The 19,226-nt window shown below is 75.2% G+C and carries 18 protein-coding genes; 12 read left to right on the top strand and 6 right to left on the bottom strand.

From position 1 onward, the window contains the following. Nucleotides 1–69 precede the first annotated feature (69 nt). Entirely contained in the window at nt 70–690 is a 621-nt protein-coding gene (locus tag IF23_RS0121625) for an anthranilate synthase component II (protein ID WP_051739796.1), read from the bottom strand. Between the two features lie 149 nt (nt 691–839). Further along, entirely contained in the window at nt 840–2,351 is a 1,512-nt protein-coding gene (locus tag IF23_RS0121630) for an anthranilate synthase component I family protein (RefSeq protein WP_030286132.1), read from the bottom strand. A gap of 202 nt (nt 2,352–2,553) precedes the next feature. On the opposite strand from IF23_RS0121630, the gene IF23_RS0121635 reads away from it, so the two are divergent. After that, nucleotides 2,554–3,957, top strand: coding sequence for a class II 3-deoxy-7-phosphoheptulonate synthase (locus tag IF23_RS0121635; RefSeq protein ID WP_037679048.1), 1,404 nt, complete (start codon nt 2,554–2,556; stop codon nt 3,955–3,957). Here the strand turns inward: IF23_RS0121635 and IF23_RS0121640 are convergent. Continuing rightward, on the bottom strand, nt 3,900–4,634 hold the full coding sequence (locus IF23_RS0121640) for a thioesterase II family protein (protein WP_030286137.1): 735 nt from the start codon (nt 4,632–4,634) through the stop codon (nt 3,900–3,902). The genes IF23_RS0121635 and IF23_RS0121640 overlap by 58 nt on opposite strands. Before the next feature lie 207 nt (nt 4,635–4,841). On the opposite strand from IF23_RS0121640, the gene IF23_RS0121645 reads away from it, so the two are divergent. The 5 genes from IF23_RS0121645 (at nt 4,842) to IF23_RS0121665 (ending at nt 10,205) form a co-directional block, all read left to right on the top strand. Then, complete coding sequence (locus IF23_RS0121645) at nt 4,842–5,783, top strand: STM4015 family protein (protein ID WP_030286139.1); 942 nt, start codon at nt 4,842–4,844, stop codon at nt 5,781–5,783. Then, nucleotides 5,780–6,973, top strand: a complete 1,194-nt coding sequence (locus IF23_RS0121650) for an STM4014 family protein (RefSeq protein WP_037679051.1) — start codon at nt 5,780–5,782, stop codon at nt 6,971–6,973. The genes IF23_RS0121645 and IF23_RS0121650 overlap by 4 nt, the downstream gene beginning before the upstream one ends. 94 nt (nt 6,974–7,067) lie before the next feature. Beyond that, complete coding sequence (locus tag IF23_RS0121655; protein ID WP_030286143.1) at nt 7,068–7,877, top strand: STM4013/SEN3800 family hydrolase; 810 nt, start codon at nt 7,068–7,070, stop codon at nt 7,875–7,877. Further along, on the top strand, nt 7,874–9,331 hold the full coding sequence (locus IF23_RS0121660; protein WP_078654154.1) for an STM4012 family radical SAM protein: 1,458 nt from the start codon (nt 7,874–7,876) through the stop codon (nt 9,329–9,331). Before IF23_RS0121655 ends, IF23_RS0121660 begins: the two co-directional genes overlap by 4 nt. A gap of 10 nt (nt 9,332–9,341) precedes the next feature. Further along, nucleotides 9,342–10,205 (top strand): STM4011 family radical SAM protein, encoded by an 864-nt coding sequence (locus IF23_RS0121665; RefSeq protein ID WP_030286147.1) that lies wholly within the window; start codon nt 9,342–9,344, stop codon nt 10,203–10,205. A gap of 14 nt (nt 10,206–10,219) precedes the next feature. Here IF23_RS0121665 and IF23_RS35445 read toward each other — a convergent pair whose 3' ends face one another. Together IF23_RS35445 and IF23_RS0121675 are read right to left on the bottom strand one after the other, a co-directional pair. After that, the gene (locus IF23_RS35445; RefSeq protein WP_281179996.1) at nt 10,220–11,440 is read right to left on the bottom strand and encodes an HNH endonuclease signature motif containing protein; all 1,221 of its coding nucleotides are present in this window, start codon (nt 11,438–11,440) and stop codon (nt 10,220–10,222) included. 65 nt (nt 11,441–11,505) lie between these two features. Next, nucleotides 11,506–12,585, bottom strand: coding sequence for a methyltransferase domain-containing protein (locus IF23_RS0121675; RefSeq protein WP_245655051.1), 1,080 nt, complete (start codon nt 12,583–12,585; stop codon nt 11,506–11,508). A gap of 195 nt (nt 12,586–12,780) precedes the next feature. Here IF23_RS0121675 and IF23_RS0121680 point away from each other — a divergent pair, with 195 nt between their 5' ends. Then, a complete protein-coding gene (locus IF23_RS0121680) occupies nt 12,781–13,533 on the top strand; it encodes an rRNA methyltransferase (protein WP_030286153.1) in 753 nt (250 codons plus the stop codon). Between the two features lie 27 nt (nt 13,534–13,560). Here IF23_RS0121680 and IF23_RS0121685 read toward each other — a convergent pair whose 3' ends face one another. Next, complete coding sequence (locus IF23_RS0121685) at nt 13,561–14,607, bottom strand: S66 family peptidase (protein WP_037679054.1); 1,047 nt, start codon at nt 14,605–14,607, stop codon at nt 13,561–13,563. A gap of 336 nt (nt 14,608–14,943) precedes the next feature. On the opposite strand from IF23_RS0121685, the gene IF23_RS0121690 reads away from it, so the two are divergent. The 5 genes from IF23_RS0121690 to IF23_RS0121705 all read left to right on the top strand — a co-directional run bounded on the left by IF23_RS0121690 (nt 14,944) and on the right by IF23_RS0121705 (nt 18,562). Then, complete coding sequence (locus IF23_RS0121690) at nt 14,944–15,141, top strand: tautomerase family protein (protein WP_030286157.1); 198 nt, start codon at nt 14,944–14,946, stop codon at nt 15,139–15,141. A 158-nt stretch (nt 15,142–15,299) separates the two neighbouring features. Then, nucleotides 15,300–16,250 carry a multidrug effflux MFS transporter gene (locus IF23_RS31515; protein ID WP_051739790.1) on the top strand — a complete coding sequence of 317 codons (951 nt, stop codon included), beginning with the start codon at nt 15,300–15,302 and terminating at the stop codon, nt 16,248–16,250. Next, nucleotides 16,250–16,579 carry an MFS transporter gene (locus tag IF23_RS32225; RefSeq protein WP_051739791.1) on the top strand — a complete coding sequence of 110 codons (330 nt, stop codon included), beginning with the start codon at nt 16,250–16,252 and terminating at the stop codon, nt 16,577–16,579. Before IF23_RS31515 ends, IF23_RS32225 begins: the two co-directional genes overlap by 1 nt. A gap of 137 nt (nt 16,580–16,716) precedes the next feature. Then, the gene (locus tag IF23_RS35450) at nt 16,717–17,778 is read left to right on the top strand and encodes a LysR family transcriptional regulator (protein ID WP_051739792.1); all 1,062 of its coding nucleotides are present in this window, start codon (nt 16,717–16,719) and stop codon (nt 17,776–17,778) included. A 52-nt stretch (nt 17,779–17,830) separates the two neighbouring features. After that, on the top strand, nt 17,831–18,562 hold the full coding sequence (locus IF23_RS0121705) for a DUF7873 family protein (protein WP_030286162.1): 732 nt from the start codon (nt 17,831–17,833) through the stop codon (nt 18,560–18,562). Nucleotides 18,563–19,226 lie beyond the last annotated feature (664 nt).

Here is a 19,226-nt window from a genome sequence, read left to right on the forward strand (position 1 = left end):
GCCGGGGCCGGTGGCGCCGTGCGCTTGGGCCGGGCCCGGTGGTGGCGTGCGCTCGGCCCCGGCCCCCCGTCACCGGGCCGGTGCGCCGCCGGACGCTGCCCGGACCGCCGGGTCCGCCGGGTCCGCCGGGTCCGCCCGGGCCAGGAAGTTCGCCATCATCGTCAGCCCGCCGCTGGTCATGATCGACTCCGGGTGGAACTGCACGCCCTCGATCGGGAGGGTGCGGTGGCGCAGTCCCATCACATAGCCGTGGTCGGCGGCGACCGCCGTGGTGACCAGCGGCTCCGGCAGCGGCTCGGCCACCACCAGGGAGTGGTAGCGGGTGGCCTCCAGGGAGTGGCCCAACCCGGCGAACAGGCCCGCCCCGTCGTGCCGCACCGTGCTGGTCCGCCCGTGCATCACCTGCTCGGCGACGGCCACCCGCCCGCCGAACGCCAACGCGATGGCCTGGTGCCCCAGACAGACCCCGAGCAGCGGCACCCGCCCGGCGAACCGGTGCACCAGCTCCACATGGCCGGACGCCGCCGGATGCCCGGGACCCGGCCCGAGGATCACCGCGTCCGGACCGGACGCCGCCAGTTCGTCGGGGGAGCGGGTGAGCGAGCGCACCACCTCGGTCCGCCCGCCCAGCGTCCGTACGTACTGGTCGATGATGTGGACGAAGCTGTCGTACGCGTCGACCAGCAACACCGTCGGCGGGCGCTCCCCGAACGGCGCGCGACCGCCCCGCGCCGCCGCCACCGCCACCGGCGCCCCGCCGTTCCGCATCTCGTCCCCCGTGCCCCGCATACCGCGTCCCTCCGCCGTCCCGGGCGCCCGCCGCGCCCCCTCCGTGCCGCTCACGGCAGCAACTCCTCGCCGGTCAGCGCCCAGTGGGCGGCGCCCATCTTCAACAGCGTCTCCCGCCACTCCGCCTCCGGATCCGACTGGGCGACCATGCCCGCCGAACTCTGCGTCGAGTACGTCGTCCCGTCGTACTCGACGGTGCGGATGCAGAGCGCGAACTCGCTCCACCCGCGGACGTCCACCAGCCCGACGGCGCCCGCGTAACTGCCGCGCCGCTCCCGCTCCAGACCGTCGATGATCTCCATGGCGCGGACCTTCGGCGCGCCCGTCATCGTCCCGGCGGGGAACGTCGCCCGCACCGCGTCCCACGTCGAGACGGACTCCGCCAGCCGCCCGGAGACCGTCGAGACCAGGTGGAAGACGTGCGAGTAGCGCTCCACCGCCATCAGCCGGTCCACCGGCTGCGTACTTGGGCGGCTCACCCGCCCGATGTCGTTGCGGCACAGGTCGACGAGCATGACGTGCTCGGCGCGCTCCTTGGTGCTCTCCCGCATCTCCTTGACCCGGAGCCGGTTCTCCTCCTCGTCCGCCCCGCGCCGCGCCGTCCCCGCGATCGGCCGCATCACGATCCCGTCGCCCTCGATCCGGAAGAACAGTTCCGGACTGGCGCCGATCAGCGTCCGGCCCGCCCGCGGCATCAGATACATGTACGGCGAGGGGTTACGGGCCCGCAGCCGCCGGTAGACGTCGAGCGGCGTCAGCTCCGTCACCACGTCCAGCCGGTGGCCGATCTGGATCTGGTAGACGTCACCGACCCGGATGTGCTCCAGGCACCGCCGCGCCCAGCCCAGGAACGTCTCCCGGCTGACGCTGTCGGTCACCGACCGCGGCACCGGCGCGGCGGGCACCGCCACCCCGCCCGGCGGCGCCACCGCCTCGGCGACCGCCGCCGTGACCGCCTCCCCGCCGCCCGCCCGCCGCGCCGGGAACGCCGCGCTCTCCGCCCGCAGCAACTGCACCTCGCCGCTGGTCAGGTCGTACCAGACGGTGTCCCGGAAGAGCGTCAGCGTCACGTCGGGGCCGCCCGGCGCCGCGCCACGGTCCGGCAGCGCCTCCATGTGCCACACCGCCTCGTACGCGAGCGAGGTGAGGAACCCGAACGCGAAGCGGTGCGCGGGGACATCCGTCGTGACCGCGAAGCGGGACTGCGCCCGGGCGGCCAGCTCCCACACCTGATCGCCGCCGGTGAGCCGGAACCGGTGCCCCGGACCGCCGCCGGGCGGCTCCGCCACCAGCCCCGTCCCCCGCGCCGCCCCGAGCAACTGCCCGAGCACACCCGGCACCCCGTCGATCTCGACATGCCCGGCGTACACCCGGATCTCCGCCAGCCGCCCGTGGCCGACGGCGGCCCACCGGCGGTCCGGCTCCGCGCCGTCCGCGCTCTCGAAGAGGAACACGTCCTCGTGGCCGTGGACCGCACGCAGCCGTTCGTACATTCCGAAGGAATCGTGCGGAGGTAATCCGGTCGCGGTGACCCGCACCGCGAGCTGTTCCGCCTGCGTCATAGGAACTCCCCGTCGCCTCGCGCGGCGCCCGGAAAGGCGTCGCGGAATGGCAGGAAAACAGCGGCGACCGGGAGCGTGCCAGACCAATCGGCGCCGCCTCGTACGGACCACCGCCGATATCCCTTGACCCTCCATTCCCGCTTCGCTGAGCTGAGTTCCGGCAATTCCGGCCGGGAGCCGGAACGGAAGAGGGGGAACGACGATGACGCATGCGCCCGCGGAGAACTGGCGCACCCACAGCGCCGCCCAGCAACCGCAGTGGACGGACGGCGCCGCGCTGCACGAGGTCACCCGGTGGCTGTCCGCCGCGCCACCGCTGGTCTTCGCCGCCGAATGCGACCAGCTGCGCCACCGGATGGCCGCGGTCGCCCGCGGGGAGGCGGTCCTCCTCCAGGGCGGCAACTGCGCCGAGACCTTCGCCGACATGGGCGCGGACACCGTCCGCGGCACCCTGCGCACCCTGCTCCAGATGGCCGTCGTCCTGACCCACGGCACCGCCCTGCCGGTCGTCAAGATCGGCCGGATGGCGGGCCAGTACGCCAAACCGCGCTCCTCGCCCGTCGAACGGCGCGGCACCGACGCACTCCCCTCCTACCGCGGCGACGCCGTCAACGGCATGGAGTTCACCGCCGCCGCCCGGCGCCCCGACCCGTGGCGGATGCGGCGCATGTACGAGAGCTCCGCGATGACGCTCAACCTCGTCCGCGCCCTGACCACCGGCGGCTTCGGCGACCTGCGCCAACTCCACGCCTGGAACCAGGGCTTCGTCGCCGGGTCACCCGCCGGGAAGCGGTACGAACGGCTCGCGGACGAGATCGACCGCAGCCTCGCCTTCATGCAGGCGTGCGGCGTCGACTCCGGCAGCCTGGACACCGCCGAGTTCTTCGTCGGCCACGAGGGGCTGCTGCTCGACTACGAGTCCGCCCTCACCCGCGCCGAACCGGGCACCGACCGCACCTACGCCACCAGCGGCCATCTGCTGTGGATCGGCGAGCGGACCCGGGCGCTCGACGGCGCCCACGTCGCGTACTTCTCGCGGGTGCACAACCCGATAGCCGTCAAACTCGGCCCGACCACCACCCCCGACGAGGTGCTGGGCCTCCTCGACCGGCTCGACCCGCGGCGCGAGCCGGGGCGCCTCACCTTCGTCGTACGCGCGGGCGCCGACCGGGTGCGCGAGGTGCTGCCGGTCCTCGTCGAGAAGGTCACCGCGGAGGGTGCCCAGGTCTGCTGGGTCAGCGACCCGATGCACGGCAACACCGTCACCGCGCCCAGCGGCCACAAGACCCGCCGCTTCGACACCGTCCTGGACGAGCTGCGCGGCTTCGTGGAGGTCCACCGGGCGCTCGGCACCCACCCCGGCGGTGTGCACGTCGAGCTGACCGGCGACGATGTCACCGAATGCCTCGGCGGCGGCGACGCGGTGCTGCCGGAGAACCTCCACCACCGCTACGAGACGGCGTGCGACCCCCGGCTGAACCGCACCCAGTCGCTCGATCTGGCCTTCCTGCTCGCCGAGATGTACCGCGACGCCGGTGCCACCGCGGGTCAGCGGTCGGCGGGCGCCTCGTCGAGCAGCGCGAAGGGCGGCGCGTCCGCGAGGTAGAAGTGGTCGCCGCACACCGTCCGGAACCGGAACGGCCCCCGGGTCTCCGCCCGCCACGCGGCGGCGTCCGCCCGGCTCACCCGGGGGTCGCGGTCCCCGACGACGGCGGTCACCGGGCACCGCAACGTCCCACCGGGACGCGGCCCGTACGCCGCCAGCATCCGGAAGTCCGCGCCGATGTACGGCATGACCAGCTCCACGAACGCCGGGTTCGCCAGCAACTCCGCGTCCGTGCCGCCCAGTTCCACGAGGGTGCGGGTGACCGCCGCGTCGTCCCAGGTGACGGCGGTGTCCGGGTCCGGTCGCAGCAGATGCGGCGCCCGCGCCCCCGACACGACGAGATGCGCCACCGCACCCGGGTCGCCGCCGTCCTCCTCCAGCGCGCGGGCCACCTCGTAGGCGACGACCGCGCCCATGCTGTGCCCGAAGAGCACCGTCGGGCGGCCGTCCCGCCACGGACGGAGCGCCGCGGCGACGGCACCGGCCATCGCGGTGAGGTCCGTGGCGACCGGTTCGGCGATCCGCTCGGCCCGCCCCGGGTAGCACACGGTGTGCACCTCGAACCCGGGGAGCGCCTTCGCCCAGCCACGGAAGAAATACGGCGAGCCGCCCGCGTGCGGGAAGCAGACCAGCCGCCGCCCGGCGAACGGCCGCGGCTCCGCGCACTGTGTCCACATCGTCGGCCCCCAAGCGCCCGTGTCGTCCTGTCGGCTCCACGATCCCGGCGGGGACTGACACACCGCTGACAGCCCCCGCCGCCCCCGGTGGCCCGGCGCCGCGGCGGCGGGTCCGTCCGCCGTTGTCAGTGGTGCTTGGTAGAACGGGCGTCGAACACCGTGCGGCCGGCTCCGACGGTCGCCGTCTCGACGCCAGGGGTGGGGAACATGACGATTTCACGGCATCTGGAGCACTTCCACGGGCTGCCCGTGCACGACTTCGGGGAGCCCGGCGAGGGGCGGGAGCTGCCGGACGCGGCGGCGGTGGCGTGGCGGCTCGCCGTCGAGGAGTGGGACGCGGAGGAGAGCTGGCCGCAGCTGTTCGCCCGCTTCGCCGCCACGGTCGACCTGCCGCGGGTGCGGGCGCTGATCGTCGGCACCTGGGGCGAGTCGTTCGAGAACGGCCCCGGGCCGGTCCGGGAGGCGCTGTTGGCGGAGCGGGAGCGGCTGAGCGGGCTGCGGGCGCTGTTCCTGGGCGACATCACCTTCGAGGAGTGCGAGATCTCCTGGATCGTCCAGGAGGACGCCACCGCGCTGCTGACGGCGTTCCCCGCCCTGGAGGAGTTCGGCGTCCGCGGCGGCACGTCCCTGGAGTTCCCCGCCGTCACCCACCCGGCGCTGCGGCGGCTGACGATCGAGACCGGCGGGGTGGACGCCGCGGTGGTGCGCGGTGTCGCCGCGAGCGAGCTGCCCGCCCTGGAGCACCTCGACCTCTGGCTCGGCTCGTCCTGGTACGGCGCCGACACCACCGTCGAGGACCTCGGCCCGTTCCTGGACGGCAGCCGCTGGCCCCGGCTGACCCATCTGGCGCTGCGCAACAGCGAGATCCAGGACGACATCGCCGCCGCCCTGGCCACCGCCCCGGTCGTCGCCCGGCTGCACACCCTGGACCTCTCCATGGGCACGCTGGGCGACGCGGGCGCCACCGCGCTGCTGGCCGGTCAGCCGCTGACCCACCTCACCCGCCTCGACCTGCACCACCACTACCTCACCGAGGAGGTGCAGGAGCGGTTGCGCACGGCCCTGACGCCCGCCGGGGTCGAGGTCGACCTCGGCGAGCCGGAGACCGCCGACGAGGACGGGGACCGGTACGTGGCGGTCGCGGAGTGAGCACGCCCGAGCCCGCGCCGCCCGGGCCCGCGCCGCACACGGAGTCCGGGGCTGCGGGGGAGGCCGGGGCGGCCCCCGCGGCCTCCGGCGCCCCCGGCCCCCGCTTCGCGGTCGTCGGGAATCCGGAGAACCGCCGGGTCACGCTCTTCGCCGCGGCGGTGCGGGCGGCCGGGCTGCCCGCACCGCGTGTGGTGCCCTGGCGCACCGTCCTGCGGGACGGCGGCGCCCGCTTCGCCGCGCACGAGACCGTACGGATCGACTCCCCCGGGGAGAACGCCGAGGTCGACGCCGCGCTGCGGGGCCCCGGCGATCCGGCCCGCGTCGTCGGCACCGCCCGCTGGTACGCCGGGCTGCTCACCGCCGTCCGCACCCTCTCCGGTGGCCGCCGCCTCGACGACCCCGAGGAGCTGGCGGTCCTCTTCGACAAACGCCGCTGCCACGGTGTGCTGGACGGCGCGGGCGTACGGGTCCCGCCGTCGCCGACCTCCGGCGTCACCGACCGGGCGCGGAGCTGGCCGGAGGTGCGCGCACTGCTGCGGGAGCACGGGCTGCCGCGGGTCTTCGTCAAGCCCGCGCACGGCTCGTCGGCCTCCGGTGTGCTCGCCCTGGAGACCGCCGGGCCCGGCCGCGTCCGCGCCACCACCTCCGTCGCCCGGGCCGCGGACGGCACCCTCGTCAACTCCCTCCGGGTGCGCACCTACACCGACGAACGCGAGATCGCCGCGCTCGTCGACACCCTCGCGCCGGACGGGCTGCACCTCGAACGCTGGCTGCCCAAGGCGTCCCTGGGCGGGCGCGTCGCCGATCTGCGGGTCGTGGTGACCGGCGGCCGGGCCACCCACGCGGTGGTGCGCACCGGCCGGGTGCCGATGACCAACCTCCACCTCGGCGGCGCCCGGGGCGCGTTGGCCGAGGTGACGGAGGCGGCCGGACCGCGCCGCTGGGCCGAGGCGCTGGAGCTGTGCGAGCGCGCCGCCGCCTGCTTCCCCCGCACCCACTGCGTCGGCGTCGACCTGCTGCCCGCCGCCGGCTGGCGCCGCTTCGCCGTCGGCGAGGTCAACGCCTTCGGCGACCTCCTCCCGCGCCTGACCGGCCTGCCCGGCAGCGGCGCCGAGGGCCTGGACACCTACGCGGCACAGATCGCCGCCCTGGCGAAGAGAACGGACGGGATACCCCATGCGGCTGCCTGAGCCCGCCGAAGACACCGAGCGGACGGGGGAGCCCGGCCCGCTCGGTGCGCCGACGCCGCCCGCCGGGGCCGCGCCTCCCGCGCCCGACCCCGACATGAACGCCGTCGTGGGCCGGGACGACCTGCTGTTCGTCACGCTCGACACCCTGCGGTACGACGTCGCCGCCGAACTGGCCGCCGCGGGCCGTATCCCGCACCTCGCGCGCCACCTGCCGGGCGGCCGCTGGGAGCGGCGGCACGCCCCGGGGAGCTTCACCTACGCCTCTCACCAGGCGATGTTCGCCGGTTTCCTGCCGACCCCGGCGGCGCCCGGCCCGCACCCCCGGCTCTTCGCCGCGCGCTTCGCGGGCAGCGAGACCACCGCCGGGCGCACCTGGGTGTTCGACACCCCCGACCTGGTCGGCGGGTTGGCCGCCGCCGGGTACCGCACGGTCTGCATCGGCGGCGTCGGCTTCTTCAACAAGCAGGCGGCGCTGGGCTCCGTGCTGCCGTCGCTGTTCCAGGAGAGCCACTGGGAGCCGGAGTTCTCGGTGGCCGCACCGGACTCCTTCGCGGCGCAGGTCACCCGCGCCGAGGAGGTCGTCGCCGCCCTGGACCCGGCGCGGCGCCTCTTCCTCTTCGTCAACGTCTCCGCGCTCCACCAGCCCAACTGGTGCCATCTGCCCGGCGCCACCCGCGAGGCGGGCGACACCCGCGCCAGCCACGCCGCGGCGCTGGAGTACGTCGACCGCCACATCGGCCGCCTCTTCGCCGCGATGAGCAGCCGCCGCCGCTGCTTCGCCGTCGTCTGCTCCGACCACGGCACCACCTACGGCGACGACGGCTACACCGGCCACCGCCTCGGCCACGAGGCCGTCTGGACCGTCCCGTACGCCCACTTCTTCCTCGACGAGGCCGCACGATGACCGCCGCACCCCCGCCCACCGCCCCGCGGACGACCGCCCCGGCCCCGGCCCCGGGCGCGCCGGAGACTGCCGCCGCCCCGGCCCCGCCGGAGACCGCCGCCCCGGCCACGCCCACGCCGGACGTCACCGCCCCCCGCCCGTACACCGGTTACGTCTACGCCTACCCGCACAAGACGGCGTACCGGCCGCTGGTGCCCCGGCCCGCGCTGCGGGAGCTGTGGGCGGGCGAGCCCAAGGACGCCCTCTCGCTCTACCTGCACGTCCCGTTCTGCGAGGTGCGCTGCGGCTTCTGCAACCTCTTCACCCGCATCGGCGCCCCGGGCGACCTCGCCACCCGCTATCTCGACGCGCTCGACCGCCAGGCCACGGCCGTCCGGGAGGCGCTCGGCGACGACGGGCCGGTGCGGTTCGCCGCGGCGGCGTTCGGCGGCGGCACCCCCACCTATCTCGACGCCGACGAACTGGTCCGGCTCTGCGACATCGCCGAGCGGCGGATGGGCGCCGACCTGCGCGCCGTCCCCCTCTCCGTCGAGACCTCCCCGGGCACCGCCACCGCCGACCGGCTGGCCGTCCTCGCCGAGCGCGGCGCCACCCGCGTCAGCATCGGCGTACAGAGCTTCGTCGACGCCGAGGCCCGCTCCGCCGTCCGCCCGCAGCGCCGCGCCGACGTCGAAGCCGCCCTCGGCCGCATCCGCGACGCCCGGATACCGGTCCTCAACATCGACCTCATCTACGGCATCGACGGCCAGACCCCGGCCACCTGGCGCACCTCCCTGGACGCCGCCCTCGCCTGGCGGCCCGAGGAGCTGTACCTCTACCCGCTCTACGTCCGCCCGCTCACCGCCCTCGGCGCCCCGGGCCGGACCCCGGACACCACCGGCGACGCCGCCTGGGACGCCCAGCGCCTCGCCCGCTACCGCCAGGGCCGCGACCATCTGCTGGCGCACGGCTACGAGCAGGTGTCGATGCGGATGTTCCGCCGCCCCGGCGCCCCCGCGCAGGGCCCCGACGACCACGCCTGCCAGACCGACGGCATGATCGGCCTGGGCTGCGGCGCCCGCTCGTACACCTCCCGGCTGCACTACTCCTTCGACTACGCCGTCGGTATGCGCGAGGTCCGCGGCATCATCGACGCGTACACCGCCACCGAGGACTTCACCCGCGCCGAGGTCGGCCGGTACGTCGTGGGCGACGAGGCCCGCCGCCGGCACCTCCTCCAGTCGGTGCTCCAGGCCGCCGGTATGCCGCTCGACGACTACCGCGCCCGCTTCGGCAGCCACCCGGCCGACGACTTCCCCGCCGAGCTGGCCGCGTTCACCGCCCGCGGCTGGCTGACGGAGCGCGGCGGTCTGCTGCGGCTGACGCCCGAGGGGCTGGCCCACTCCGATGCGCTGGGCCCGGAGCTGTTCTCGCCCGCGGTACGCGCCGCGATGGCCGCCTACGAGCGGAAGTGAGCCGCCCCCGATGGACCTGACCCTCCTCTACCGCGGCCCGCTCGCCTCCTGCGACTACGCCTGTCCGTACTGCCCGTTCGCCAAGCGGCGCGACAGCCGGGAGCAGCTGCGCGCCGACCGCGCCGCGCTGGAGCGCTTCACCGGCTGGGCGGCGGCGCAGCGGCCGACCGGCGACCGGCTGTCGGTCCTCTTCACGCCGTGGGGCGAGGGCCTGGTCCGCTCCTGGTACCGGCGGGCGCTGACCGAGCTGTCCCGGCTGCCGCACGTCCGCCGCGTCGCCATCCAGACCAACCTCAGCTGCCGCACCGACTGGCTGGCCGCCGCCGACCTCGACACCCTCGCCCTGTGGTGCACCTTCCACCCGGGCCAGACCCCGTACGACCGCTTCCTCGGCAAGACCCGGGAACTGGCCGCGCTCGGCGTCCGGTTCAGCGTCGGCGTGGTCGGCCTGCCCGAGCACCACGCGCTCGCCGCCCGCCTCCGCCGCGAGCTGCCCGCGGAGGTCTACCTCTGGATCAACGCCGCCGAGGGCCAGACCTACACCGACGCGGAGGCCGCCGCCTGGACCGCGCTCGACCCCCTCTTCCCGTACAGCCGCCATCCGCACCGCAGCGCCGGGCTGCCCTGCCGCACCGGTGAGTCGGTCCTCTCCGTGGACGGCGACGGCACCGTCCGCCGCTGCCACTTCGTCCCCACCGAGCTGGGCAACCTCTACGACGGCACCTTCCGCCCCGCCCTCCGCCCCCGTCCCTGCCCGCTGACCAGCTGCGACTGCCATATCGGCTATGTCCACCTGGAGACACTGCCGCTGTACGACGTCTTCGCCGGGGGCGTGCTGGAGCGGATTCCGGCGGGGTACGGCACCGCGGGCTGAGCGGCGGGCGCCGGTCAGCCGTCCACGCCCCGCAGCAGCCGGGCATGGCGGCTGCGGGCCACATCGAGGAGGACGGCCCGCAGCTCCTCGCCGGTCCGCCCCCGCGTCTTGACGGCGTGGCAGTTGGGGCAGAGCGCCACCATGTGGTCCGGAAGGTCGGGCCCGCCCCCGGCGAGGTCGAGGACGTGATCGACCTCGAGTATCGGCTCACCGGCGACCGTGACGTCGTCGGGCGCCCCCGTGCACCGCGGGTTCTCGCACCGCCGCCCGCTGCGCAGCAGCACCGCCCGCCGCGCCTCCGCCGACCGCACCGGCGCGGCGGAACGGGGCGTCCGCCGCCCGCGGTTCACCGGCTGCTGCGCCTCGGCCATCCGGGAGAGCCGGTCGTACTCGGCGGCCAGCAGGGCGCCGCGCAGGTCGGTGCCGTGCGGGTCGGAACCGTGCGGTGTCGCCAACTCGCCCTGTTCGCAAGGCAGTTCCCCCAACCCCACCGCCTCCAGCAGCGCCCCCGGCTCCAGATCCACGAAGTACGTGCCGAGCAGGGTCTCGACGACGGCGCTCCGGGCCCCGGCCGATCCGCCGAGGAGGGCGTACACCTCGGCGTCGAGCCCGCCGTCGGGCCGCTGCCGCCGGAACCAGCCGCGCAGCGCGGCGTCACCGTGTGCGCGGGGCACCGGCTCCGTGTGGCCGGTCAGCTCCCACAGCCCGGCGCGGTGGAGGGCGGCGACCGGGCCGTCGGGGCGCGGGCGTTCGCGGCGCAGACCGTGGCGGAGCAGCAGAGCGCCGAGGGCCTGCTCCGTCTCGGCCCAGGGCAGGATCCGCGGCTCGCCGCGGGCGGCCCGTCCGACGGCCCACAGCAGCACGATCGGCTGGTGGAGCGCCGGGCGCCCGGCGGCGCGGCTGACCCGTAACGCGCCCAGCCGGTCGAGGAGTTGGCCCAGCGCGGCATCGGTCGCGGCGTCGTCGACCACCTTGAAGCCGAGGCCGCGCAGCAGCCCGGCGGCATGGGAGGCGCCACCGGAGAAGTCCCGCGGCCGCAGCGGGTCCCGCCCGTCGAGATGGCCGTGGGCGGCTCCGGCTATCGCCTTGGAGTCGTACCGTCGGCCGTCGTGGACGAGGACGTAGCGCAGGGCGCGCCGGAATCCGTATCTGCGCAGGAACGCGTCCTGACCGAGGCGGTCGTACTCCTCGATCGCCCGGAGCACCGCCGTGGGGGTGAGGTCTGCCAACGCCATGCCGGAACAGTAGGCGAGGGCACTGACAATCCCCGCTGACCAGCGGCGCAGCGCTCGGCCGGGGTTCAGCGGCCGAGCGTCACCACCGCCGGGTGGCTGCCGAACAGGCTCACCGGACGGCTGTCGTGCACCCGCAGCCCGGCCCCGCGGGCGAGGGCGAGATGGGTCTCCGGCTCGTGCAGGAGCAGCACGGCGCGGCCCGTGCCCGGCCTCAGGACCCGGCGGATCTCCTCGTAGTACGCGGCGGGCCGGGTGGCGAGGGTGCCGCCCGGGGCGACCTGGAGGCCCCACGGCGGGTTGCTCAGGACGCGGTCGGCCTGCCCGTCGGCGACCGGCAGCCGCCCGGCGTCGGCGACCGCCCAGTCCGCGTGGGCCCCGCCGGTCGGCCGGGCGGCGGAGGCGTTGGCCACCGCGGCGGCGAGCGTCGCCGGGGTGTGGTCGGTGCCGAGGGTGCGCAGCCCGTCGACGGTCAGCCGGGACTCGATGAGCAGGGTGCCGGTGCCGCAGGACGGGTCGAGGACCCGGTCACCGGGGGAGAGGTCGGCGAGGAGCGCCATCGCGGCGGCGAGCGGCGGGTGCAGGGTGCCGGGCACCGACTCCTGCTTGTAGACGCGGCGGTGCAGCGGGCGCTCGGTGAGCCGCACCGCGACCATCGCCTCGGTGCCCTCGACGGTCACCCGGATCGGGAACGGCCGCCCGTCGTCGGGGACCGCGCCGTCGCGCCGCGAGTGGTGCGGCAGCCCCAGCACGGCCTCGGCCTGCTCCCCTACGGTGTCCTCGATGTCGTAGCGGTTGTAGTTGCGCTTGCCGACGTACGAGGCGACGACGTCGATACGGGTCGCGGCGTCGGGCCCGCCGCACCGGCCGCGCAGCCGCAGCAGCCGGCGCCAGGGCGCGGTGCGCGAGGGCTGGGTGAAGCGGGCGAGGTCGGCCTTGGTGTGGCCGACGCCGCGGATCACCGTGGCCACCAGGAAGACGTCGTCGGCGGTGCGCAGGTCCAGCAGCCGGGCGTCCGGCTCCTCGGCGGTGAACCACACCTCGCGGTGGCGCAGGCGCTCCACGGTGCCCAGCCCGCGGGCGGTGATCTCCTGTGCGCAGACCTCTTCGACGCCCCGCAGGGTCCGTGCCAGCAGCCGCACGCCCACGCGCGAATCCTCCGCCCTCTGTGTCCTGTCCTGCCCCGAAACTCCCCGGGAGTCTACGGCAGCGCCGCGCCCGCCCCGGGCCGCCGCCGTACCGCCCCGGGCCCGGTGACCGGGGCGGATATCGTGACGGACGCGAGAGAACGGGACGGACGCGGTGCGCGGGCACGGTGGGCCGGTGAGTGGAGGAGACGACCGGTGGCTTACCGCTACGCGACGGAGCGCGTCGACCACTCCGACCTCGCCAGCGGCTTCGTACTGCGCTCCGCGCCCGGCTTCACGGCGTTCCCGGTGCGGCTGGCCTCGGAGACGTTCCAGCGCGCGCTGGCGCTGCGCGGCGGCGACGGACCGGCCGTCCTGTGGGACCCGTGCTGCGGCAAGGGGTACCTCTCGACGGTGCTGGGCCTGGTGCACCGCGACCGGATCGCGGCCGTGGTGGCGTCCGACATCGACGACGCCTCCCTGGAGATCGCCCGCGCCAACCTCGCCCTGCTGACCGCCGAGGGTCTCGCCGCCCGCGCCGCCGAACAGCGCGCGAAGGCCGCCCGCTTCGACAAGCCCGGCTACGCCGACGCCGCGACCGCCGCCGACCGCCTCGCGGCCCGTCTCGCCGCGGACGGCGGCGACCTCCCGCACACCGTGGCCCACGCCGACGCCTTCGACCCGTCCGCCCTGGAGCGGGCCACCGCCGGGTTCGCCCCCGATGTCGTCGTCACCGACGTCCCCTACGGGGAACGCGTCCAGTGGCAGGGCGCGAGCGGCACCGGACTGCCCGGCATGCTGACGAGCCTGGCCCGGGTGCTGCCGGAGCACGGCGTCATCGCGATCGGCGTCCGGGGCCGCAAGTTCCCGCCGGTGCCCGGTGTCGCGTCCCGGAAGTTCCGGGTGGGGACGCGGTCGATGGGGCTGTTCCGGGTGGCGGACGTCCGGGCGGCGGGGACGGCGGATTGATCCGGCAGGGTTCCTGAGCGTTCGGCGTCACGCCAGTGTCTGGGTGAGGGCGCTGTGTCCCGCGGTGTGGACGACGTGCGCGCGGGCGCCGTTGACGAGCGGGAGGAACGGCGGGACGTGGCCGCACTCGACATCGGCGAGGAGCGGGACGCCGAGCGGGGCGAGCGCGTCCAGAACCGCCTCGTGCTGGCTGAGGGAGGGCGCGTCGGGCGCCGTGGTGCGGCCGATGAGCACCGCGCTGGCCTGGTCGAAGAAGCCCGCGAGCCGCATCCCGTGCAGATTCCGGCAGATGGTGAAGGCGTCGTCGTCGGACGCCTCGACGTAGATCAGCAGCCCGTCCGGGGCGGTGTGCCGGGCGAACGCGGCGGTGTCCAGGTAGGGCGTGCCGGTGAGGTTGCAGAGCGTCTCGATACAGCCGCCGAGCAGCCGCCCGGAGGCCGTGACGTCCCCGGTGCCGTCCAGCCGGGTCCACCGCCCGGGGGCGTCCAGGGTGCAGACGCGCACACCGGGGTCGGCGGCGTAGTCGTCCCACCCGGTGGAGCGGTGGCGCCCCGGGGGCACCTGCGTGAACCGGTGCCCCCGGGGTGCCGCGACGACATCGAGCCAGGACAGCAGCCCGTCGGGGACCGCGTACGGGGTGTCCATCAGGTTGTTGCCGTGCAGGGTGGCGACGCCGGTGAGCAGGGTCAGGGGGGTGAGCAGCGTCGACAGGTCGGAGAAGCCGACGAGCCAGGTCGGTGCGGCCGTCCGCAGCCGCGCCCAGTCCAGCCGCGGCAGCAGATCGATCGCCGTCTCCCCGCCCCACGGCGGCACCACCGCCCGGATCCCCGGGTCGCACACCATCGCCGTCAGCTCCGCGGCGCGCTCCGCCGCCGGGGCGCTGACATGCCCGGCGCCGTCCATACAGGCGCCCACCACGACCTCGTAACCACGGGCCCGTACGGCGTCGAGCGCCACATCGAGCCGGGCGCGCAGCCGGTCCGGTACGCCGCTCGACGGGGCGGTGACGCCGATGCGGTCACCGGGACGCAGCGGAGCCGGGAAGCGGAGCGGGGGCGGGGGCGGCGTCGGCATGGGCCGAATCGTGGCATCCGGGGTGCGGCGCCGTACACGGAATTCCGGGCGGCGCCGGGCGCCCGCTCGGGCCCTCCCGGCGCCCGTCCGGCCGCTCGCGCCGTCTCCGGACGCGCCCCTACGCCCCCCCCCACGCCGCCCTCATAAGCCCCTGACCTCGGCTCATCACGATCGCTGATCGCTGTCGGTGCGGATTGCGTCTTGGACGGCCCGGGGCCCGCTGCTGGACTGGCACGGACGGCGGAAGCGCCGGACGGGCCGCTCCTGTCGGGCCCGTTCCTGCGCGCCTTCCCGCCTCCCCGTAATCCGTCCGAACTCGTCCGAGCAGGAGACCTCATGCCTCTCATCCAGGTGCAGCAGACCCCCGGGAAGACCGCCGCGCAGAAGGCCGAACTGGTCCGCGCGCTGACCGACGCGTACGTGGACGCCACCGGCGGCAGGCGGGAGAGCGTCTGGGTCACGGTGCAGGAGATCCCCGCCGACAGCTGGTCGATCGCCGGGGAGACGCTGGCGGCACGGGCAGCCGCCCGCTGACGGTCCCGCACCGGCGGGCCCCGGGCGGCACAGGGGACCGCCCGGGGCCCGATCGCCGGGGCCCGATCGCCCCGGGGCGCGCCGCCACCACGTCACCCCCGGGGCACGCCCCCACCGCACCACCCCGGGCACGCCCCCTCCGTACCCAGGAAGGCCCCATGCACCCCGCCGCCCGCACGGCATCCACCACGGCACCCGCCACCGCCGTCAGACCGCATCCCACCCCGGGACCGGCGCCCCGCCGCGCCTCCCGCGGCCTTCTCCTCGCCGTCCTCTGTGCGTTGAACGCCGGTGGCCTGTTCGCCTCGGACATCAATCTGCCGGGCGTCCCGGCCACCGCGGCGGCGTTCCACACGCCGGTCGCCTCCGTGCAGTGGACGTTCGGCGCGTTCATGATCGGCATCGCCGTCTCGCAGGCGGTGTACGGGCCGCTCTCCGACGCGTACGGGCGCAAACCGGTCATCCTCCTCGGGCTCGGCGTCTTCACCGTCGCCTCCGTGGGGTGCGCGGTGGCGCCCACCGTCGAGGTGTTCGGCGCGGGGCGGCTGCTCCAGGCGCTGGGCGCGGGCGCCGGGATGGTGCTCGGCCGGGCGGTGATCAGCGACCTCCACGAGGCGACGGAGGCGGCCCGGATGTTCGCGACGGTGATGCCGGTCGTGGGCGTCTCCCCGTCCGTCGCCCCGCTGATCGGCGGCTATCTGACCACGTACGTCTCGTGGCGCGCGCCGTTCGCGGTGACCGCGGCGCTCGGGCTCGCCACGCTCGCGGTGATGGCCACCGCGATCCCCGAGAGCCTGCCGCCGGAGTGCCGCAGCCGCCACCTCGCCGCCACGCTCCGCGGCTACCCGCGGCTGCTGGCCCGGCCGCGGTTCTGGGCGTACACCCTCAACCTCGCGGTGGCGTACGGCGGTTACTTCGGCTACCTCGCCGCCTCCCCGCTGGTCTTCGCCCGCCTCGGACTGGCCACCGAGACCACCAGCTACTGCTACGTCACCGTCTCGCTGGCGTACGTCGCCGGGAACCTCACCTCGCGCGCCCTGGTCCGCCGCCGCCCGGTGGACCGGCTGCTCCGGTACGGGCACGCCTTCTTCTGCGGCGGGCGCTGCTGATGCTGGCCCTCGGGCTGAGCGGCGCGGGCGCGCCCTGGGGGCTGCTGGTGCTGGTGTTCATGCCGGTGATGACGTTCGGCAACGGGTTCCTGCTGCCGCTGTCGACGAGCGCAGGCGTGACGTCGTTCCGGGAGACGGCCGGTTCCGCGTCCGGCCTGATGGGCGCGGTCCAACTGCTCGGCGCCTCCCTGGGGATCTACGTCACCAGCCGCCTCCCCGCCGGTGATCTCGCCGCGCTGGGCTGGTTCGTGACGGGCGCGGCGGGCGTCGGCGCCCTCGCCTTCGCGCTCCTCCTACGGGCGGCGAACCGGGGCGGCACCCCCCGCTGACTGGCCCCTCGGACGCCGCCCGGACCCGCTGTGCGACGCTCATCCGGATCCGCGCCCGTCCGGGAGGCGCGGCACAGGGGACCGGCGTACGGGCGCAGCCACCGCCCGCGGCGCGTCCGGCGGAGGGGCGGGACGGCGTGGAGCTGCGGCAGATCCGGTACTTCGTCGCGGTCGCCGAGGAACTGCACTTCGGGCGGGCGGCCGCCCGGCTGCACATCGGCCAGCCCGCGGTCAGCCAGCAGATACGCCGCCTGGAACGGGAGCTGGACCTCGCCCTCTTCGACCGTTCGGGCCGCACCGTGACGCTCACCCCCGCCGGACGGGAACTGCTCCCGCGGGCCCACCGACTCCTCGCCGCCCAGGACGCGTTCACCGCCGGTGCGCGCCGTCTGGCCGCCCGAGAGGAGGCCGTCCTCCACGTCGGCATCGGTACGGGCCTCGGGCGCCGCCTGGACGACTTCCTGGACGCGCTCCCCGGGCGGGGCGCCGGGACCCGCTTCGTGTTCCGCACCCTGGAGGCGCCGCGCCGCCTGGCGGAGGTCCGGGCGGGACGCCTGGACGCGGCGTTCCTCCGGGCGGCCCGGCCCGGTCCCCTCCCCGGGGGCGAGCCCCCTCCGCACCGGGACGCGCACCCGCACCGGGACGCGCACCCGGGCGGCGTGCCGCACCCGGGCCCCGGGGCGGGGCCCGGCGACACCACCGCCCCCCGCCCCGAGGAACCCGCCCCCGACCTGCGCTTCCTCCCGCTCTGGGACGACCCGCTGCGGGTAGCCCTCCCCACCGCGCACCCCCTGGCCGTACGCACCCCGCTCCGGCTGTCGGACCTCGCCGCCCTGCCGCTGCGCATCGCCCCGCGCGAGATCAACCCGGTGCTCTTCGACGCCGTCCACACCGCCTGCCGTGCCGCCGGATTCGCCCCCGTCATGGGCCCGCCGTCGGTCCGCCTCCAGGACACCCTGGCCGACATCGGGGCGGGCGAGCCGGGCTGGACCCCGCTCTACCCGTCGGCGGCGGACGCGGTCGCCTCCCGCCGCGTCACCCTGCGCCCCCTGGACGGCGACCCGCTCACCCTGCGGATGTACCTCGCGGTCCGCGCCGCCACCGCCCCGGACCGCCTCGCCGCACTGACCGCCGCCAGCACCCGCCTGCGGACCCGTCCCGGGGGAGACGCCCCGGGCCCGACCCGGACAGAACCCTGAATGCTCGAAAAATCATTCGGCAGTCACGCAACGACATGGTTCTGTTGTGGGCGTGGCGAAACTCAATCAGATCATCGCGGTCGAGAAGGGCGTCAAGTCCAAGTCCCAGCAGGACCTGACGGCCGCCCAGCACGGCCTCCAGAAGCCCGCGTTGCTCTCCGGCATCGCGCGTACGTACCGGCCCAAGGACGAGGAGGGCGAGCAGCTGCCGCCCGAGTCCACCCGGGTGCAGATACAGGCCGAAGACGTCCTGCGGTCCACGGCCACCACCCTGACCAGGCTCTTCGATGTGACCGCCACCAAGGACTGGGCCAACTGCACCGCCCGCGCCGATGTGACGGTCGACGGCCGCCCGCTCCTGACCCAGGTGCCGGTGGCGTACCTGCTCTTCCTGGAGAAGCAGCTCGGCGACCTCGCCGCCTTCGTCCGCAAGCTGCCGGTGCTCGACGCATCGGAGTCCTGGGTGCAGGACCCGTCCACCGACGCCTGGAAGACCGAGCCGGTCCGCACCGTCCGTACGAAGAAGGTGCCCCGAAACCACGTCAAGGCGGAGGCGACGGAGAAGCACCCGGCGCAGGTCGACGTGTACTACGAGGACATACCCGTCGGGTACTGGACGACCATGAAGTTCTCCGGCGCGCTCCCCGCCCGCCGGGTCAACGAACTCCTCGACCGCGTCGAGAAGCTGCAGACCGCCGTGAAGTTCGCCCGTGAGGAGGCGAACGGCGCAGAGGTGACCGACCAGAGGGTGGGTGACGCCGTCTTCGGCTACCTCTTCGGGTAGCCCCATCAACTCCCCGGACGCCGCAGCGCGTCCGGGGTGCGCGAGGAGCGCAAGCTGAAACTGAGGCTTGTCGTGACGGACGCGGTGGTCAGTGGAGGTTCGAGTCCTCCCCGCGGCACTTCGGGCCGCGGTGGCCCAACGGGCAGAGGCACACCGCGATCAATCTCAGACTCTTGCTCCAGACTCAGCATGCGCCGCCGTTCGCCGGAACGACCGGGCCGGGCCCGTGTCGTCGGATGCCGGTTCAAGTCCGGCCCGTGCAGCCACTTTTCCGATGCGCGGTAGTTCAAAGGCAGAACACGACGACCTCAGCATGACCCGCGCTCTTCACCGCGCCGGCAACCACACAGGGCGGCACCACGGGGCCCGGGGGCAGGCTACGCCCCCGGGCCCGCCGCCGCTCCCGACCCGGCGCACCCCCGATCCGCACCCCCGATCCCCTCCCCGTACGCCTCCGAGCGGCGCAACCACCCGCCCGTACGCCCCGATCCGCACCTCACGGACCGTGATCACCCGAGGTTGAATCCGCAACCACCAAACGGGCGGAAGCGGGCCCCCGCCCCGGCCCGACGGTCGCCCCCGCCGCCGAAACGGGCAGGTCAACCGCGACGCGACGGTCCACCTCACGTGGAAGATCCGGCGAACCCCTGATGCCCAGGAGAGA

This window comes from Streptomyces catenulae, assembly GCF_000718015.1.
GTDB classification, from domain to species: domain Bacteria; phylum Actinomycetota; class Actinomycetes; order Streptomycetales; family Streptomycetaceae; genus Streptomyces; species Streptomyces catenulae.

Bases quoted from the DNA above. Each gene is read 5' to 3' on its own strand.
- IF23_RS0121630 (WP_030286132.1), bottom strand. From the start codon at position 2,351: ATGACGCAGGCGGAACAGCTCGCGGTGCGGGTCACCGCGACCGGATTA.
- IF23_RS0121635 (WP_037679048.1), top strand. From the start codon at position 2,554: ATGACGCATGCGCCCGCGGAGAACTGGCGCACCCACAGCGCCGCCCAG.
- IF23_RS0121640 (WP_030286137.1), bottom strand. From the start codon at position 4,634: ATGTGGACACAGTGCGCGGAGCCGCGGCCGTTCGCCGGGCGGCGGCTG.
- IF23_RS0121645 (WP_030286139.1), top strand. From the start codon at position 4,842: ATGACGATTTCACGGCATCTGGAGCACTTCCACGGGCTGCCCGTGCAC.
- IF23_RS0121655 (WP_030286143.1), top strand. From the start codon at position 7,068: ATGAACGCCGTCGTGGGCCGGGACGACCTGCTGTTCGTCACGCTCGAC.
- IF23_RS0121660 (WP_078654154.1), top strand. From the start codon at position 7,874: ATGACCGCCGCACCCCCGCCCACCGCCCCGCGGACGACCGCCCCGGCC.
- IF23_RS0121665 (WP_030286147.1), top strand. From the start codon at position 9,342: ATGGACCTGACCCTCCTCTACCGCGGCCCGCTCGCCTCCTGCGACTAC.
- IF23_RS35445 (WP_281179996.1), bottom strand. From the start codon at position 11,440: ATGGCGTTGGCAGACCTCACCCCCACGGCGGTGCTCCGGGCGATCGAG.
- IF23_RS0121685 (WP_037679054.1), bottom strand. From the start codon at position 14,607: ATGCCGACGCCGCCCCCGCCCCCGCTCCGCTTCCCGGCTCCGCTGCGT.
- IF23_RS0121690 (WP_030286157.1), top strand. From the start codon at position 14,944: ATGCCTCTCATCCAGGTGCAGCAGACCCCCGGGAAGACCGCCGCGCAG.
- IF23_RS31515 (WP_051739790.1), top strand. From the start codon at position 15,300: ATGCACCCCGCCGCCCGCACGGCATCCACCACGGCACCCGCCACCGCC.
- IF23_RS32225 (WP_051739791.1), top strand. From the start codon at position 16,250: ATGCTGGCCCTCGGGCTGAGCGGCGCGGGCGCGCCCTGGGGGCTGCTG.